The following is a 17,233-nucleotide window of genomic DNA, read 5'->3' on the forward strand; positions in this document are numbered from 1 at the left end:
CCAAGCAATTGGAGAGGTGTGTAAACATCTCTAACCGCGAGCCGGCGGGGAAATCGGGAAGTGGCAGGCCACCTGGCGGCCCGCGGCGTCCGCCGTGCGCAGGGCGGGCCGTTCGGTGCGGCACCGCTCCCGCGCCAGCGGGCATCGCGGGTGGAAGGAGCAGCCGCTCGGCCGGTCGATGGGGCTCGGGACGTCCCCGGTCAGCACGACGCGCTCGCGACGCGGGGCGTCCGACCCGTCGTCGATCTCCGGTACGGCCGACAGCAGGGCGTTGGTGTACGGATGGGCGGGGCTCGCGTAGAGCTCCTCGGCCTCGGCCACCTCGACGACCTCGCCCAGGTACATCACCGCGATCCGGTCGGACACGTGCCGCACCACGCCCAGGTCGTGGGCGACGAAAACATAGGTGAGGCCCAGCTCCTCCTGCAGGTCGGCGAAGAGGTTGAGCACCTGCGCCTGCACCGAGACGTCCAGCGCCGAGACCGGTTCGTCGGCGACGACCAGCTTGGGGTTGAGCGCGATGGCCCGGGCGATGCCGACCCGCTGGCGCTGCCCGCCGGAGAACTCGTGCGGGTAGCGGTCCAGGTGCGCCCGGGCCAGGCCCACCAGGTCGAACAGCTCGGCGACCCGCTTCCTGATCGCGGCGGCGTCGCCGTACCTGTGGATGCGCAGCGGCTCGGCGACGGCGTCGCCCGCCGTGCGGCGCGGGTTGAGCGAGGCGTAGGGATCCTGGAAGACCAGTTGCATGGCCGGGCGCAGCGGGCGCAGCGCGCGGCGCGACAGCGTGGTGATGTCCTGCCCCTGGAACTCCACCGTGCCCGAGGTGAGGTCGGTGAGCCGGACCAGGCAGCGGCCGAGCGTGGACTTGCCGCACCCGGACTCGCCCACCACGCCGAGCGTCTCGCCGGCGCGGACCTCCAGCGAGACCCCGTTCACGGCGTGTACGCGGCCGCGGCCCGCGCGGAAGTGCTTGACCACGTCCGTGGCCTTCAGCAGGGTGCTCAACGCGTCCTCTTCTCTTCTGGCAGCCAGCAGGCGTCGAGGTGGCCGGACTCGCCGGTCAGCGGCGGGACCTCGGCGCACGCGGCGAAGCTGTGCGCGCATCGGTCGGCGAACGGGCACCCCTGTCCGGACGCGCCCGGGGTGCCGGGGATGGTGGGCAGGCGGCGCGCCCGGGCGCCGCGGACGCGCGGCACCGAGTCGAGCAGCCCCCAGGTGTACGGGTGGCGCGGGCCGTGGAAGACCTGGCGGCGGCTGCCCCGCTCGACGGCCCGCCCGCCGTACATGACGAGGACCTCGTCGGCGATCTCCGACACCACACCCATGTCGTGGGTGATCATCACGACGGCCGAGCCGTGATCGGCGCGCAGACGGCGCATGAGATCGAGGATCTGCGCCTGCGTGGTGACGTCGAGGGCGGTGGTCGGCTCGTCGGCGATGAGCAGGGCGGGGTTGCAGGACAGCGCCATCGCGATGACGGCCCGCTGCCGCATGCCGCCGGAGAACTCGTGCGGGTAGGCGTCCACGCGCTGCTCGGGGGCCGGGATGCCGACCTCGCCGAGCAGTTCGATCGCGCGCTCACGGGCGGCCCGCCGGGAGACCTTCTCGTGGGCGCGGATCTGCTCGGCGATCTGCCAGCCGATCGTGTACACGGGGGTGAGCGCGGTCATCGGGTCCTGGAAGATCATGGCGATCTCGCGTCCCCGTACGGCCCGCATCTCGGCGTTCTTCAGCGTGAGCAGGTCGCGCCCGCGGAAGACGACCTGCCCCGAGACCTCGGCGCCCGGGGTGCGGATCAGGCCGAGCACGCCGAGCATCGACACGCTCTTGCCCGAGCCCGACTCCCCCACCACGCCCAGCACCTCGCCGGGCCGTACGGAGAAGGACAGCCCGTCGACGGCCGTGAAGCCGCCGAAGCGGATCCGCAGGTCGCTGACCTCAAGCAACGGTTCAGGCACGGCGCACCCTCGGGTCGAGCCGGGCGTACAGGACGTCCACCACGGCGTTGGCCAGCACGACGAAGAAGGCGGCGTACAGGACCGTGCCCATGATCACGGGCAGATCGAGGTTCTGCAGCGCCTGGTAGGTGAGCTTGCCGACCCCCGGAAGGCCGAAGACCACCTCGGTCAGCAGCGCCGCGCCGCCGACCAGCGCCCCGAAGTCCAGGCCGAACAGCGACACGATCGGGATCAGCGAGCAGCGCAGCGCGTGTTTGACGAGGATGCGCCGCTCCGACAGGCCCTTGGCGCGGGCGGTGCGCACGTAGTCCTCGTTCAGCGCGTTGATCAGCTCGCCGCGCAGCAGCCGGGCGTAGATCCCGGCGTACAGGAGGGCCAGCGTGAGCCAGGGGAAGAGCAGGTGCAGCGCCCACTGGCCGATGCCCTCCGACATGGGCACGTAGCCGAGCGGCGGCACCCAGGAGAAGACCGAGTCGTGGAGCTGCTTCTGGGTGATCAGGTTGACGACCTCGCCCAGCCAGTAGACCGGGAGCGAGACGCCGAAGACGCCGAGCAGCATGACCAGCGGGTCGACCAGCGTGCCGCGCATGGCCCCGGCGAGGGTGCCCATGCCCACGCCCAGGACCATCCAGATCACCGCCGCGCCCACGACGAGCGAGAGCGTGACCGGGACCGCCTCGATGATCTGCGGGATCACCAGGGTGCCCCGGTTCACGAACGAGGTCAGGTCGTGCGAGATGAACAGGTGCTTCATCATCAGCGCGTACTGCACGGGCAGCGGCCGGTCGAACCCGAACGACGCCCGCACCTGGGCCAGCGTGGCCGGGTCGGCGTTCTTGCCCGCGATGCGGGCGGCCGGGTCCACGCCGGGTGTGGCGAAGAAGATGAGGAAGACCAGCACGCTGATCGCGAACAGCACGAGCAGGGCGGCGCCGAAGCGGCGCAGGATGTAACCGATCATCAGGCGCCTCCCCGCAGCCGGGCGTTCGGGTCGAGCGCGTCACGCACGCCGTCGCCGAGGACGTTGAGCGCGACGGCGGTCAGCCCGACGCAGAGGCCGGCCGCGATCGTGATCGCGGGCCGGGTGTAGAGGAGGGCGAGGCCGTCGTTGATGATCGTCCCCCAGCTCGCGTCCGGCGACTGCACGCCCACCGACAGGAACGACAGGGCCGACTCCGTCAGCATGTTGAGCGCGGTCATCAGCGGCAGGAACACCACGACCGTGGGCAGCACGTTCGGCAGCACCTCGCGCCGCATGATCCGCAGGTCGGACGCGCCGAGGCCGACGGCGGCGTGCAGGAACTCCTTGTTCCGCAGCGCCATCACCTGGCCGCGCAACGGCCGGGCCACGTACGGCACGTAGATCAGCGCGATGATGACGACGGGGAGCGCGAGGCTGCCCGCGTCGATGTGGATCGGCCCCAGATGCAGTCCGCTGGTGAGCAGCACCACCGACAGGCAGATCGCCAGCAGGTAGACCGGGAAGGCCCAGATCACGTCGAAGAAGCGGGAGAGCACCGCGTCGATCCAGCCGCCGAAGTATCCGGCCAGCACGCCGAGCACCGTGGCCAGCGCGCAGCACAGCACCGCGGAGGACAGGCCGATCAGCAGGCTGTTGCGCCCGCCGTACAGGAGCCGCGCCATCACGTCGCGGCCCTGGTTGTCCGCGCCGAGGAAGTAGTTGCCGGGGTCCCAGGTCGGCCCGACCGGGGTGACGCCCAGGCCGAGGCCCTCGGTGCTCTGGGCGAGGACGGGCACCCGCTCGCCGTTCACGACCACGGTGCCGGAGGCGTTGGACGTGAACGGGTTGGTGTGCGCGATCGCGTTCGCGTAGACGGGCGCGAGCACGCAGGCGAGCACGATGAGCAGCAGCCCGGCCCCGGCGATCATCGCGGAGCGGTTGTGCCGCAGCCGGCCGAGCGCCCGCCGCCAGGGCCCGGCGGACGGCCGTGCCGGCGGCCCGGCGGCCGGCGCGCCGGCCGCCGGTTGCTCGGCTGTGGCCCTGACCGGGGAGGTCACTTGACCCACATCTGGTCGAGCAGCGCGTGGAACTGCGCGTGGAACTGGTAGTTACCGACGTTCTTGGAGACGAAGTCGATCTGCTTGGGGTTGAACAGCGGGACGATCGGGCCCCGCTTCATGAGCTCGCGGTCGAGCTCGCCCCAGACCTTGCCCGCGGCGGCGGGGTCGCTCTGGTCCAGCTTCATCGCCTCGGCGATCTTGGCGTCCACGTCCTTGTCGCAGAAGCCGGAGATGTTGATGCTGGCGTCGCTCCCTTCGCGGAACGAGGCGCACGAGAGCAGGACGTTGATGAAGTTCGAGGCCGCGGGGTAGTCGGCGTACCACTGGGAGACGCTGAGCTGGACCTTGTTCTTCGTGTTCTGGATGTAGGTGAAGTGGATGTTGGTGGAGATCACCTTCAGCTTGGCCTGGTAGCCGATCTGCTCAAGGGTGCTCCGGACGTACTCGCCGATCTGCTTGCTCACGTCGTCGTCGGAGACCACGACGGAGACCTCCTGGCCGGACGTGCCGGACTTCTGCACCAGATCCTTTGCCTTGGCCAGGTCCTGCTGCGGGAAGTCGCAGACGTCGGCGTGACCGGGGAAGGCCGGGGGCAGGATCGTGCAGGCCGGCTGCGCCACGTTCGCGCCGCCGAACATCTTCACCAGGGCGTTCTTGTCGAACGCCCACTGGAGCGCCTCCCTGGCCTCGGGCTTGTCGAACGGCGCGAGGTTGACGTTGACCGGGATGTACCAGAAGGCGGCGAGCGGGTTCACGTGCGCCTGCTCGGCGTACGTGGTGCCGATCTCGGTGAGCCGGTCGGCGGGCAGCGGGTCGAAGATCCAGTCGGCCTGGCCGTTCTGCACCGCGGTGACCGCGCCCTCGGGGGTGAGGCCGTAGTTGTAGTCGATCTCGTCGGGGTAGCCCTGCGGCTGCGCGTCCCGCGACCACTCGGTGAAGTTCGGGTTGCGGACCAGCTTCATCTGCTTGTTGGGGTTGTACGACTCCACCTTGTACGGCCCGGTTCCCGGGATCGGGGTGGTGCCCTGGTCCTTGTCGGGGGTCCCCTTCGGCAGCACGGCGGCGTGCGGGAGCGCCAGCTTCTGGAGGAACTCCGAGTCGGCCGCGACGAGGTTGACCGTGACGGTGCTGGCCGCGGCGTCGGCGACGACGCCCTTGTCCAGGGTGCAGCCCGCGGGCTTCTTCACGCAGTCCGCGGCGCCCACGATGCCGGAGTAGAAGGTGCCGGACGTCGGGCCGGAGACCCGGAAGATCCGCTGGAACGACGCCACGACGTCGTCCACCGTGACCGGCTCGCCGGTGGCGAACTTCACGTCCTTGCGCAGCTTGAAGGTGTACGTCTTGCCGTCCGCGCTGACCTGCGGCATCTCCTCGGCGAGGTCGGGGACGATGTCGTACGACGTATTGCCGCCGACCTTACGGAAGGAGACCAGGCCGTCGTAGAGGGCCTGGAAGACCTGCCAGTTGCCGTTGCTGTAGTTGATGTGCGGGTCGAGCGTGCCGTCGCCCGACTTGGCCAGCAGGCGGAGCGTGCCTCCCTTGTGCTGCTCCTGGAACCCGGCGGCGGAGGCGGTCTGGGCGGACTGTCCGGCCGTGTCCGTGCCGGAGGTGGCGGCGCCGCCGCCCCCGGAGCAGGCGGCGACGCCGACGGCCAGCAGTGCGGCGCCGGCGATGGCGGTGATGCGCTTCATGCGGAGATCCCTCACGATCAGTCGGTGGAGTCGAGGAAGTCGCCGACGATCTGGAGGTAGCGCTCTTCCTCCTCGATGTGCGGCATGTGACTGGAGTGCTCGAACAGCTCCCAGCGGACGTCGGGGATGCGGTCCGCGAAGGGCTGGACGGTGCGAGGGGTCGCCTCGTCGTGCCGGCCGGAGACGAGCAGGGTGGGGACGGCGATCTTGTCGAGCCTGTCGACGACCGACCAGTCCTTCAGTGTGCCGACGACGTGGAACTCGGTCGGGCCGTTCATGGTGTGGTAAACCGTCGGGTCCTCGGCGGTCTTGGCGTCGCTGGCGAGCACCTCGGGCGGGTTCGGCACGATCGTGCAGACGTGACGCGCGTTGAACACCTTCTCCGCCGCCCGGTACTCGGCGCTTTCCGTGGTACCCGCCGCCTCATGCTCGCGGAGCGTGCGCTCCACGTCCGGGGGCAGCTCGGACCGCAGCCGGTCGCACTCCTCGCGCCACAGCTCCATCGATGCCGGCGAGTTGGCGATGACCAGGCCGCGCAGCCCGGACGGCACGCGTACGGCGTGCTCCGCGCCGAGCATGCCGCCCCAGGACTGGCCGAGCACGTGGTATCGGTCGGCGATGCCCAGGTGGGCGAGCAGGTTGTCCAACTCGTCGAGGAAGAGCCCCACCGTCCAGAAGCCGGCGCCCTTCTCCGGCAGGTGCGTGGAGAGCCCGACGCCGATCTGGTCGTAGTGGACGACGGGCCGGTCGCGCTCGGCGAGGCGGGCGATCCGCAGCGTGTAGTCGTGGGCCGCGCCCGGCCCTCCGTGCAGCACGACGAGGGGCGCCTTGGAGGAGTCCAGGTCGCCGGTGACCCGGTACCAGGTCTGCCACTCGCCGAAGGGCGCGAAGCCCTGCGCGGTCGGTTCGGGGATGGCCAAGGCGCAGCTCCAAGGGGGAACAGGGGAGACGAGATGTCGCCAGATGAGACAGATGTCCGTTGTCTGGACAGCATATGGATAAATGGCCTGGACACAAGACCTTTTTTGAAATCCGCCGGTCGAGTAAGGTGCGGTCCACGCCATGCCCGCAGAAAGGACCTTTCGCTGACTCCCCGGACCCCCGCCGAGGAACCGTCGCCCGCGCACCGCGAGCCGCCCCGCCGACTCCCTCCACAGGCGCCTGCCGCCGCTCCCCCCGCGGACGACCTGACCCGCGTCCTCGGCCAGGTGCTCGACGGCGGCCGCCCGTCGGGCGTGCTCGGCCCGGTACGGGTGCCGTCCGTGGCGACCGAGGTGGCCGACCGCCTCATGACCGCCATCGCGATCGGCGACTACCTACCCGGCCAGCGCCTGCCCGGCGAGCGCGAGCTGGCCGGGCTGCTCGACGTCAGCCGCGCCACGATCCGCGAAGCGATCGGACGGCTGCAGGCCGTCGGCATCGTCGAGATCAGGCGCGGCCGCACCGGCGGCGCCTACGTCCGCACGAGCTGGACCGAGGCGACCGCCGCGGCCGTCCGGCGCACCCTGGTGCCACGCTGGCCCGAGCTGGAGCAGCTCTTCGACCTGCGCGGCCTGGTCGAGGGCATGGCGGCCCGCGCCGCGGCACTGCGCCGTACGGACGCGGACCTGGAGGCGATGCGGGTCGCGCTCGACGCCTACGCCGGGGCGGCCAGCCTCCGCGAGGAGCAGGAGGCCGACGCGGCGTTCCACACGGCCGTGGTCACGGCCGCGGCCAACCCCCAGATCAACGCGCTCAGCCGCGACCTGCTCATGCGGGTCAGCCTCGGCTTCCCGACCGAGCCGTACGGCGACGACGACCCGGAGACGTACCAGCAGGCCCTGAACGAGCACCGCGCGCTGTACGAGGCGATCTCCGCGAAGGACGCCGAACGGGCCGGATCCATCGCGGAGCGCCACTTCACCCTGACCGCGGACGTGATCAGGGCGATGCTCGAACGCGGTCTCAGCGACTCGCGAGATAGCTGATCAGGGTCCGGACCATCGCCCCGGTGGCTCCCGCGGGTCCGAGGTCGGTCGCCTTGTCCAGGTAGGCCGTGGTCGCGAAGTCCAGGTGCGCCCAGGGGACGCCGCCGGTGAAGTTCTCCAGGAACAGCGCGGCCAGGATCACGTCGGCGTGCGCGCCGCCGTCGTTCTTGAAGTCGGCCACGTCCGACTTGATGCGCTCCAGGTAGGGGCGCCACATCGGCATCTCCCACACGGGCTCGCCGGTCGTCTCCGCGGCCTCCGCGAGCGCCCCGAGCAGGGCGCGGTCGTTGCCGAGGACGCCGGTGATGTCCTCGCCGAGGGCGTGCATGACCGAGTAGGTGAGCGTGGCCGCGTCGATGATCGCGTCCGGACGACGCTCCGCGAGGTAGGCCAGGGCGTCGGCCAGGACCAGCCGCCCCTCCGCGTCGGTGTCGACGACCTCGGTGGTGATGCCGTTGCGGTGCCGCAGGACGTCGCCGGGGCGGGTGGCCGAGCCGCTGACCATGTTCTCGGCCGCCGGGACCACCGCGACGACGCCGGTGCGCAGGCCGAGCCGGGCCGCGGCCCGGACCACGGCCAGCATCGTCGCGCCGCCCGCCATGTCGCTCTTCATGGTCGCCATGGCCTTCTGGCTCTTGATGCCGAGGCCGCCCGCGTCGAAGGTGATGCCCTTGCCCGCCAGGCCGACGACGCCGCTCTTCCCGTCGCCGGGGTAGCTCACCTCGATCAGGCACGGCGGGTTGGCGCTGGCCGCGCCGACGCCGAGGATGCCGCCGAAGCCGCCCTCGCGCAGTTCGTCGGCGGCGAGGACGCGCGCGTCGAGGCCCGCCTCCTCCGCCATCTCCACGGCCCGCCGGGCCAGCGTCATCGGGACCAGGTCCCCGGCCGGCGTGTTGACCAGATCGCGGGTGAACGTCACCGCCTCGGCCACCACCTCGGCTCGGGCCACCGCGTCCCGGTCCTCGGGGGCGAGCAGCAGCAGCCGCTCGACCGCCCGGTTCTCCGGCGCGCTCTTGTAGTGGTCGAACCGGTAGCCGCCCAGCCGGACGCCCTCGACGACCGCCTCCGGGTACGGCAGCGCGATCGCGACCGTGCCGAAGCCCGCCATCCTGGGCGCGGCGTGGCCGACGGCCCGCCGTACCGCCCGCTCGTCGGCGTCCGGCTCCAGGCCGACCAGCAGGACCGCGCCCGCCTGGAACGGGTCCCCGGCCCGGCGCGGCAGCAGGAGCTCCTCGCCCGGCCGTCCGGCGAAGCCGGCGAGCTGGATTTCGATGCCCAGGTCCGGGCCGGCGGACGCGGGCAGGACGAGGAGATCGGCACGGACCTCGGCGGGCGCGTGCGGGGAGAAGGACACCTCCACGAGGCACTCCTAACGGGGGAAGTTCCAGAAAGAGAAAATGGTCCGTTGAGTGAACCATAAAGACTCCCCCGTTGACCAGGGACCCCGCTCACCATGCGATACAGCCCCGGCACGCCGACGGCAGCGGCACTCCGACGGCCCCACTCCGACGGCAACGGCACTCCGACGGCAACGACACTCCGACGGCAACGACACTCCGACGGCAACGACACTCCGACGGCAACGACACTCCGACGGCAACGGCCGAGGTCGACGCAGCGGCCGGCCGGCGCGCGGTTCGCCGCTCGGCGGTCGCTCCGCCGGACCGGCTACGACCGCGACTCGGCGGGCCCGTTCGGCTCGGCGGGCCCCTTCGGAAGGGTGGCGTCGGCGGCGGACTCGGCCAGGCGTTTCGCGATGGAGAGTCCCGTCACCACCGCCAGGACGGCGACGGTGAAGCCGGCGACGACGGAGAAGGCCCACAGCAGCGTGCTGTCGAGCGTGGCCTGCAGCAGGGCCAGGACGCCCGACAGCGGCAGCAGGATGGAGACGGCCACGAGCCCGGCGACTTGGGCCGGCGAGATGCGACGAGTCATGCTGTCAAGGATTCGTTGACATCGCCTCGCTGTCAAGACTTTCTTGACACTCCGGGAAAGTCCCGCGCCACCGCCCCCCAGGGCGTCCGCGCACAAATCACCCCTCTCGAACAATTGCGCCAACTGACCGCGCAAGGCATTGCGCGGCGCTACCTCCAGGCAATGGAGTGGGCCATGGCGAAAACAGGCGGTCGGCGATCCTTGACGCAGCACCCACCAATAGCGATGACGCCGACGCCGGAGACGCCGACCTTTGCGCACCCCCTCCGGCCACAGACCCCGTTCGGGCGGCATGACGGCACCTCTCGCGAATACCCACCAAACGGAATGCCGTACCCGACGGTCACAAATAGTGCAAGTGTGACTACTTAGAGTTGTCTATCGAACGCGTGAACGATATCCTCGCAGAGGGTCGACCGTCAGACCGGGAGGGGAGGTGCGAAGAGATGATGCTTTCGGGTGGCGTGCTGCTGTCGCGCCGACCGGAGGACACACCTCCGTCCCGACCGTCCGACCCGCCTTCCACGTCCCCGCGGCAGCGGCGCGGGTCCAGGCGGCACACGCCGTTCATCGGATCCGATCGCTTCTCCGGTGCCTCCTACGGGGCGGTGCTCCTCGACCGCACCCGCAGTGCCGGGCTCCTCGATCACGCCCGCAGCTCCGGCAGCCGCGAAGGAGCCGCTCATCCCGCCCCACACAACCCGGCCCGCCCTGACGGGCGAGGTGCGCGACGCGAGTCGGAGACGACGCACTCCTGGGCTCGGCGGCTACTCGGCCTCCCGAACGCGGCAGTAGACCAGAAGCCTGACAGTGGGGAGGGGTCGCAGCGCCTCGGAAGCGATGGCGGTGCCTTTTCCGGTCGGGACGAGCTACTGCGGCCCGGGCACGACCGTGGTGACCTGTCGGCCTGGGACGGGATCTGGCAAGGCCGCCGCCCCACCCACGACAAGCCGTCCGCGAACCGTCCCCTGCGTGCTGACCGGGATGATCGGCAGCGGAACGGCTCCGGCCGACAGGACGCGGATGGGCAAGGCCGGCACCGCTTGGGCGAGGCTCAGCTGGGCGTGGGCCGCATCTGCCAGGACGAGCAGCGTCCGGGCCGCGCCCCGCAGGACACAGACGCACAGGGATCAGGTCGGCGTGGCGGTGACCGGCGGGCCGGTGGCGATGCTGCCGCCGATGGCCGGGGCGCTACCACCGACCACCCGGACACTGACGGCCAGGGCATCGGCGGTGATGGGCAGGGCGGTGCGGGCCGGGATGCTGCTGGTGGTGGTAGCCGGGTAGCGGACTGGCCCGACCTGAACCTGGCCGGACGCGACGTCATCGACCTGCTCGCCCGTGCCGAGCGGCTGGCCGCAGCTGCGGGAAAGGTTCCAGGCGAAACCAAGACCGGGGCTGGAGCCGAGACCGAGACTGGCACTGGGGCCGGTGCCGGTGTTGGCGCCGGTGTTGGAGCCGGTGCCGAGGTCGAGGTGGCGATGGCAGAGATCGTCGCGTTGGCGCGGGCGATCGATCTGGCCGAAGCCGCGATCGCCGCCCGCCTCCCGATAGCCGAGACCGGGAAAGGCCACCACCTGTTCGGGCGACGGTCGATCGGAGCATGGCTGGCAGCAGCCACCGGGTCACGCACCGCCCGCGCCGGAGAACGCGTCACACTCTCCCGGCAGCTCCCGCGCCTACCCCACACCGCCCGCTTGTTCGCCACCGGCCGTCTGTCCTACGGGTATGCGGCGACGATCGCGTCCGCCACCCGGCATCTGGACGACGCCGAAACCGAACTGGCGGAGCCGATCCTGGTGGAGTTGGCGCGGGCGTCGGCGTCCACGGTCGAGGACGTGGCCCGCGCCGGCCAGACCATCATCGAGACCATCGACCCGCAGGGGAAGCTGGCGCGGGCGGCGGCCAAGACCGAACGCCAGCACCTGACGATCTCCGACACCGCCGATGGGATGGGCCGTCTCAGCGGGCTGCTCGACCCGGAGTTGAAGATGCAGCTGAAAACCTGGCTGGAACCATTGGCAGTCAAAACCGACAGCACCGACCTGCGCAGCCACGGCCGCCGCATGGCCGACGCCCTCGCCATCCGCCTATCGCAGGGCGGCAGGCGCACCGTGATGCATGTGTCCGTCACCGAGCAGACCCTGACCGGCCAATCAGAAGACCCAGCGTATTTGGAAGACGGCACGGCTATCCCGGCCGAGGATGCGCGCCGGATGGCCTACACCGCCGAACTACGGCGGGTGCTCCGCGACGCCGACGGGATCGTGAAGGACTTCGGGCGGGCACGCCGGCTGGCCTCGGCCGACCAGCGGGAGGCGATCCTGGCCATGTACCGGACCTGCTGCCGTGAAGGGTGTGACGTCCCCGCCTACCTGGCCGAGATCGACCACATCGAACCCTGGTACCCGACCGGTCGCACCAACCTGGACAACCTCGCGCCGCTGTGCGCGGCGGACAACAAGTGGAAGTCCCGCCACCCCGACCGGGTAGAAGTGATCGATCAGGGGGACGGGACCGTGTCGATGCGGTTCCACCGGTATTCCAAGCTCCGCCCCCGACGCTGGACCGACAGACGGTAACCAACGATCCCGCGAACAACAATTCCCGTGATCCGTGGTCAGTGATCCGCGGTCGGTGATCCGCGACCCGCGAACGGCGAGCCGCAATTCCTGATCCATGATCGGCGATCGGCGAGCCGTGACTTGCCAGCCGTGATCGACGAGCTTGATCGCGGCGGCCACCCGGTGATCTTCCCCACCCACGAGCCGGCCCCGCAGCATGCCCGAACTCCACGCGCCAGGGCCCCACACGACAAGGCCCCACACGCCGGGGCGTCCGCATGCCGGAATTCCCATGTGCCAGAGCTCCACGCGCAGCCCAAGTGATGGGTGGACAGGTAGTGACCAGTGAACGTATCGAGGCTGATCCGGCCTCTCCCCGGGCGGGTCTGGCAGCATGTCCGAACTTGCTCATGCCAGGCTCCACGCGCCAGGGCTGCACGCGGCGGACGTCAGCGTGCCGGAGCTCCGCACGCCCCTGCCCCGGGCCGCCCCAGACGGTGCGCGAACAGGCAGTGACCCGGCGCGGCGATCGATCACCGGTGGTCCGGGCCCGCCCACCGACCGGCCCGGCAGCATGCCGAACTGTGCGGGGCCCGCGTTCCGGAACTCCCATCTACCGGGGCTCCACCCGCCAGGCTGCACGAGGCGGTCCGCGCGGGAACCGTACGGCTCGCCGCGGCGCAGAAGGCCGTCGCGAAGGACTGGCGGACCGCGCTGGCCGGGCTCGGCCTGGAACCGCCACGCCAGCGGTCGGCCCATTCGGACAGTGCGGCCGCTCAGCCGGCGGGCCGGTCGAGCGACAGGTCCAGGTCGTCGAGTCCGAACCACTGGCCGGACGGCGGTTGATCGATCATGGGGTCGGCCCAGCGGAGCCGGACGCGGTCGGGAGCGGCCTCGACCATCCTGGCCTCCCGCCAAGCGGGGTCGTCGCCGACGCGGGCCCACCAGGGCTCGGCCAGGCAGGCCAGCCCGCGGGCACGAACGACGGCGACGGCCTCGTCGCGGTCAGCGGGGTCGCCGAGCGGCGCCCCGAAGATCGTCATGGCCTGCCAGCCTCCGGACGTCGGCACCACCCGGCCCACCGGCTCGCCGTCGTCGCGCCGTACCTCCTGGGGCGCCGGGAAGCCCGGCCACATCTCCCCGATCGCCGTGATGATCTTCTGTGTCGAGTCCCGCTGCCAGCGCACGCCCGCGTGCTCGGCCTCGCTGCCGGCGTACGCGCCGGGGTCGACGCGCCGGCCGAGCACCCACACGTCGCGGATCCGCTGGGTCGCGGCGATGTCGGCCGTCGGGTCGCCTTCGACGAGCACGAGGTCGGCCCGGCGCCCTGCGGCGATCTCGCCGCGGTCGGCCAGGCCGAAGACCGCGGCCGGCGTCGAGGTCGCGGCGGCCAGGGCCTCACCCGGGGTGAACCCGGCGTCGACCAGGTGCTGCAGCTCCCGGTGCAGGCTGGCTCCGAACACGAGCCCGGGGTTGGGGGCGTCCGTACCGGCGAGCACCCGCAGGCCCGACTCCAGGAACGCCACGGTGTTGTGCCGCTGCGCGGCGCCGTCCGGCGGCTCGGGCGGCATCCACCGCAGGGCCTGGCGCTCGATCAGGCGCCGCCACCGAGCGCCCAGCCGCCCGGCCAGGTACGGCTGGGCCAGCAGCGGCATGACGCCGTCCTGGCCCGGGAACCCGTCGACGACGCTCAGCGTCGCGACGACCGCCACGCCGCACCGGGCCACGTCCCGGATCTGCGCGTCCGTCATCCGGTCGAACGGAGCGTGGGCCAGGACGTCGACCCCGCACCGGGCCACCGTCACCGCCCCGGCCGCGGAGGACGCGTGCGCCACGACCGGCAGGCCGCTGTCGTGCGCGGCGGTGACCAGCGCCTCGATCGTCGGGACGTCCAGCGCGGGGATGTCGAGCATCGCGCCCGAGCCGTCGTCGTAGATCACCTTGAGGTGTGTCGCTCCTTCGGCCACCCGGTCGGCGACGAAGGCCGCCGCGTCCCGTGGTCCGGTGACGTACGGGAAGGGCGCGTACGCGATGGTCGGGTGCCCGCCGGGAGCCGTCGCGCCGACGCTCGACGTCCGCATGTCGGCGTGGACGGGTCCCGCGCCGCGCACCGACGCGGCGACGGCGGACCGCTCGGGGACGATGGTCTCCGGCTTGCTGAACATGTCGAGGACCGTCGTCACCCCGAACACGGCCGCCAACCGTGTGCAGCCCGGAAGCAGGTGGACGTGCGCGTCGACGAGGCCGGGCAGGAGGGTCGCGCCGGAGCCGTCGACGACGGCGTCGCCCGCCTGGATCACGGACGCGTCGCCGACGGCGGCGATCCGGCCGGCGCTGACGCGGACGTGCGTGACACCGGGGATCAGGTCGCCGCCGCCGAAAACGCGGACGTCTGAGATGGTGAAGGGCGGGTGCGTGCTCATGCCCCCGACGCTAGAAGTTGACGTAACGAGAAGGTCCAGCCGTTTAGGGTGCGAGTGTGGAGCACTCGATCAGCGAGGTCGCCCGCATGTCCGGCCTCACCTCTCGCACGCTGCGGCACTACGACGACATCGGGCTGCTGCGCCCCGTACGGACGGCGAGCAACGGCTACCGCTGGTACGGGCGCCGGGAGCTGCTGCGCCTGCAGCGGATCCTGTTCCTCAGGGAGCTGGGCGTCCCGCTCACCCAGATCGGCCGGATCCTCGACGGCGACCGGGACGGGGTCGCCGCGCTGCGGCGGCACCGCGCGGACCTCGTCGCCCACCGCGACCGGCTTGAGGAGATCATCGCGACCGTCGACCGCACCATCGCCGATCTCACCGGCCAGGCGCACCTCAGCGAGGAGGAGTTCTTCACCGGCCTGTCGGCACGGCGGGACGACCTCCGGCGGGACGTCGAGGCCCGGTACGGGGCCGGCGCCGGGGAGCACTTCGCCAGCGCGGACGCGGTCACCGGCCGGTGGACCCGCGAGGAGCACGAGCAGGCCGCGGCGCAGGGCCGCCGGCTGCTGCGGCGGCTCTCGGACGCGCGTTCCAGCGGAACGGCCCCCGACAGCGCCGCCGTCCTCGACCTCATGACCGAGCACTACCAGGGGGTCCGGCTGCTGTGGCCGGCCGACGCGGCGGCCTACCACGCGCTGGCGGACCTCGTGACCGGCAATCCCGACCAGCGCGCCATGATCGAGGAGATCGACCCGCTTCTTCCTCCCTGGTTCGCCGGCGCGATCCGCGCCTACGCCGTCCGGCGGCTCGGTTACGTCCCGGCGCGAGAATGAGCCACCCCGGCGGCCGTCTCGCGGTGGCCCGGCCGCCGGTCTCACAGGTACGGGGACACCCGAGAAGGTCAGTCGGTCAGGGTCCCGGAGGCCTGCTCGTTCTTGCCGGCTTCGGAGAAGAGGAGGGTGGGTTCGGCGAGGATGTCGCGACCGATCTCGCTCTTGTAGATCTCGTCGACGCTGCCGAACCGGGCCTCGGAGTAGTCGAATCCCAGAAGGGATGCCCCGCGGCGGACCGCCGCCTCGTCCGGCCCTTCGATCTCGACGAAGGTCGGCAGATCGGGCCAGGTGTCGATATCGACAGTGATGCCGTCCAGGCGCCACTCCTCGCGGTAGTTCTCCTGGTAGCGGACCTCGCGCAGGCCGAGATGGCGGAGGATCTCGGCCATGGCCGCACGGTCGGTGACCTCGGTCTCGATCTCGGTGGTGCCGTTGATCGTGGTGGCGTCCGTGACCTGCTTGAGGGTGAGAGTCGAGCGGGTCCCCTCGTCGCGCAGGCGGAGCCACTGGCCGCTGCCGAGCGTGTCGCCCTCGAAGATCTTGCGGGTGAGGAGGGTGCGGGGGAAGGCCTGGACGGCGCCCAGGGAGGTCAGCTTGGCCCGGAGGCCTGCGACGTCGACAGACAGGAACGTCGCCTCGTACTCGTGCTGCATGATCTCCTTCTTCGCCGTGGAAGCGGGCGTCACCATGGTCGGGTTCTCCGTCATGAAAGCGCACATTCCACCAACGCGTACGGCTCCCGCCCAATGTGGGGCGGGAGCCGTACGTACGGAGTCCGGGCGGAGGATCAGACCTGGCCGGCCTTCTCCAGCGCGGTGCAGCAGCTGTCCACGATCAGGCGGGTCACCACGTAGGGGTCGACGTTGGCGTTGGGGCGGCGGTCCTCGATGTAGCCCTTGCGCTCGAGCTCGACCTGCCACGGGATGCGGACGGAGGCGGCGCGGTCGGACACGCCGTAGCTGAACTTGTCCCACGGAGCGGTCTCGTGGTGGCCGGTGAGCCGGTCCTCGATGCCGTGGCCGTAGTGCCGCACGTGCTCCATCGCGTTCTCGGCGAGGGCCTCGCAGGCGGTGATGATCGGCTCGTACGCCTCGCGCATCGCCTTGGTGGAGAAGTTGGTGTGCGCGCCGGCGCCGTTCCAGTCGCCCTTCACCGGCTTGGGGTCGAGCGTGGCGGCGGTGTCGAAGTCCTCGGCGACGCGGTAGAGCAGCCAGCGGGCGATCCACATGTGGTCGGAGACCTCGACGGGACCGAGCGGGCCGATCTGGAACTCCCACTGGCCGGGCATGACCTCGGCGTTGATGCCGGAGATCTCCAGGCCGGCCGCGAGGCAGAGGTCGAGGTGCTTCTCGACGACGTCGCGCCCGAAGACCTCGTCGGCGCCGACACCGCAGTAGTAGCCGCCCTGCGGCGCCGGGAAGCCGCCGATCGGGAAGCCGAGCGGGCGGCCGTCCTTGAAGAAGGTGTACTCCTGCTCGATGCCGAACCACGACTCCTGGTCGGCGAACCGCTCGGCCACCTCGGTGAGCAGCGCGCGGGTGTTGCTGGCGTGCGGCGACAGGTCCGGGTTGAGCACCTCGCACAGCACCAGCACGTTGTCGCCGCCGCGGATCGGGTCCGGGCAGGTGAACACGGGCTTGAGGACGCGGTCGGAGGCGTGGCCGCCGGCCTGGTTCGTGCTGGATCCGTCGAAGCCCCAGTTCGGGAGCGGCGCGCCGTCCTTGACGATCTTGGTCTTGGACCTGAGCTTCGCCGTGGGCTCCGTGCCGTCGATCCAGATGTACTCAGCCTTGTAGCTCACGTCGATCCCCTCACGAGCGTGCTTTTCATCGACACGCCT

General features: G+C 71.2%; 15 protein-coding genes. 3 read left to right on the forward strand and 12 right to left on the reverse strand.

Features of this window, described 5'->3' with window-relative positions; all coding sequences use genetic code 11:
* Positions 1–30: 30 nt before the first annotated feature.
* The 6 genes from ACQP1V_RS40600 to ACQP1V_RS40625 are packed head-to-tail and all read right to left on the reverse strand — an operon-like array spanning position 31 to position 6,591.
* Entirely contained in the window at positions 31–1,005 is a 975-nt protein-coding gene (locus ACQP1V_RS40600) for an ABC transporter ATP-binding protein (RefSeq protein ID WP_433416623.1), read from the reverse strand.
* Positions 1,002–1,958: an ABC transporter ATP-binding protein gene (locus ACQP1V_RS40605; RefSeq protein ID WP_387409070.1), complete on the reverse strand. Its 957-nt coding sequence runs from the start codon at positions 1,956–1,958 to the stop codon at positions 1,002–1,004. Before ACQP1V_RS40605 ends, ACQP1V_RS40600 begins: the two co-directional genes overlap by 4 nt.
* Positions 1,951–2,919 carry an ABC transporter permease gene (locus tag ACQP1V_RS40610; protein ID WP_067135271.1) on the reverse strand — a complete coding sequence of 323 codons (969 nt, stop codon included), beginning with the start codon at positions 2,917–2,919 and terminating at the stop codon, positions 1,951–1,953. The genes ACQP1V_RS40605 and ACQP1V_RS40610 overlap by 8 nt, the downstream gene beginning before the upstream one ends.
* On the reverse strand, positions 2,919–3,977 hold the full coding sequence (locus ACQP1V_RS40615; protein ID WP_433416626.1) for an ABC transporter permease: 1,059 nt from the start codon (positions 3,975–3,977) through the stop codon (positions 2,919–2,921). The genes ACQP1V_RS40610 and ACQP1V_RS40615 overlap by 1 nt, the downstream gene beginning before the upstream one ends.
* Positions 3,974–5,671, reverse strand: a complete 1,698-nt coding sequence (locus tag ACQP1V_RS40620) for an ABC transporter substrate-binding protein (protein WP_433416629.1) — start codon at positions 5,669–5,671, stop codon at positions 3,974–3,976. Before ACQP1V_RS40620 ends, ACQP1V_RS40615 begins: the two co-directional genes overlap by 4 nt.
* Positions 5,672–5,688: 17 nt before the next feature.
* The gene (locus ACQP1V_RS40625; protein WP_433416631.1) at positions 5,689–6,591 is read right to left on the reverse strand and encodes a proline iminopeptidase-family hydrolase; all 903 of its coding nucleotides are present in this window, start codon (positions 6,589–6,591) and stop codon (positions 5,689–5,691) included.
* A 288-nt stretch (positions 6,592–6,879) separates the two neighbouring features.
* Between ACQP1V_RS40625 and ACQP1V_RS40630 the strand changes: the two genes are divergently transcribed.
* Positions 6,880–7,638 carry a FadR/GntR family transcriptional regulator gene (locus tag ACQP1V_RS40630; RefSeq protein ID WP_433416634.1) on the forward strand — a complete coding sequence of 253 codons (759 nt, stop codon included), beginning with the start codon at positions 6,880–6,882 and terminating at the stop codon, positions 7,636–7,638.
* On the opposite strand, the gene ACQP1V_RS40635 is transcribed toward ACQP1V_RS40630, so the two are convergent.
* The 3 genes from ACQP1V_RS40635 to ACQP1V_RS40645 form a co-directional block, all read right to left on the reverse strand.
* Positions 7,616–8,998, reverse strand: a complete 1,383-nt coding sequence (locus ACQP1V_RS40635; RefSeq protein ID WP_067135261.1) for a leucyl aminopeptidase — start codon at positions 8,996–8,998, stop codon at positions 7,616–7,618. The genes ACQP1V_RS40630 and ACQP1V_RS40635 overlap by 23 nt on opposite strands.
* 308 nt (positions 8,999–9,306) lie before the next feature.
* Complete coding sequence (locus tag ACQP1V_RS40640) at positions 9,307–9,573, reverse strand: hypothetical protein (RefSeq protein WP_433416636.1); 267 nt, start codon at positions 9,571–9,573, stop codon at positions 9,307–9,309.
* A 1,130-nt stretch (positions 9,574–10,703) separates the two neighbouring features.
* Positions 10,704–11,150 carry a hypothetical protein gene (locus ACQP1V_RS40645; protein WP_433426154.1) on the reverse strand — a complete coding sequence of 149 codons (447 nt, stop codon included), beginning with the start codon at positions 11,148–11,150 and terminating at the stop codon, positions 10,704–10,706.
* On the opposite strand from ACQP1V_RS40645, the gene ACQP1V_RS40650 reads away from it, so the two are divergent.
* Entirely contained in the window at positions 11,055–12,155 is a 1,101-nt protein-coding gene (locus ACQP1V_RS40650; RefSeq protein ID WP_433416639.1) for a DUF222 domain-containing protein, read from the forward strand. The genes ACQP1V_RS40645 and ACQP1V_RS40650 overlap by 96 nt on opposite strands.
* 758 nt (positions 12,156–12,913) lie before the next feature.
* Here ACQP1V_RS40650 and ACQP1V_RS40655 read toward each other — a convergent pair.
* Complete coding sequence (locus ACQP1V_RS40655; protein ID WP_433416642.1) at positions 12,914–14,560, reverse strand: amidohydrolase family protein; 1,647 nt, start codon at positions 14,558–14,560, stop codon at positions 12,914–12,916.
* Between the two features lie 56 nt (positions 14,561–14,616).
* Between ACQP1V_RS40655 and ACQP1V_RS40660 the strand changes: the two genes are divergently transcribed.
* Positions 14,617–15,393: a MerR family transcriptional regulator gene (locus tag ACQP1V_RS40660; RefSeq protein WP_433416645.1), complete on the forward strand. Its 777-nt coding sequence runs from the start codon at positions 14,617–14,619 to the stop codon at positions 15,391–15,393.
* Between the two features lie 68 nt (positions 15,394–15,461).
* Here ACQP1V_RS40660 and ACQP1V_RS40665 read toward each other — a convergent pair whose 3' ends face one another.
* Both ACQP1V_RS40665 and glnII read right to left on the reverse strand, forming a co-directional pair.
* A complete protein-coding gene (locus tag ACQP1V_RS40665; protein WP_433416648.1) occupies positions 15,462–16,100 on the reverse strand; it encodes a class IV adenylate cyclase in 639 nt (212 codons plus the stop codon).
* Between the two features lie 80 nt (positions 16,101–16,180).
* Entirely contained in the window at positions 16,181–17,194 is a 1,014-nt protein-coding gene (gene glnII / locus ACQP1V_RS40670) for a glutamine synthetase (RefSeq protein ID WP_067140050.1), read from the reverse strand.
* Positions 17,195–17,233: the final 39 nt, after the last annotated feature.

Source organism: Microtetraspora malaysiensis (genome assembly GCF_050947145.1).
Taxonomy (GTDB): domain Bacteria; phylum Actinomycetota; class Actinomycetes; order Streptosporangiales; family Streptosporangiaceae; genus Microtetraspora_A; species Microtetraspora_A malaysiensis.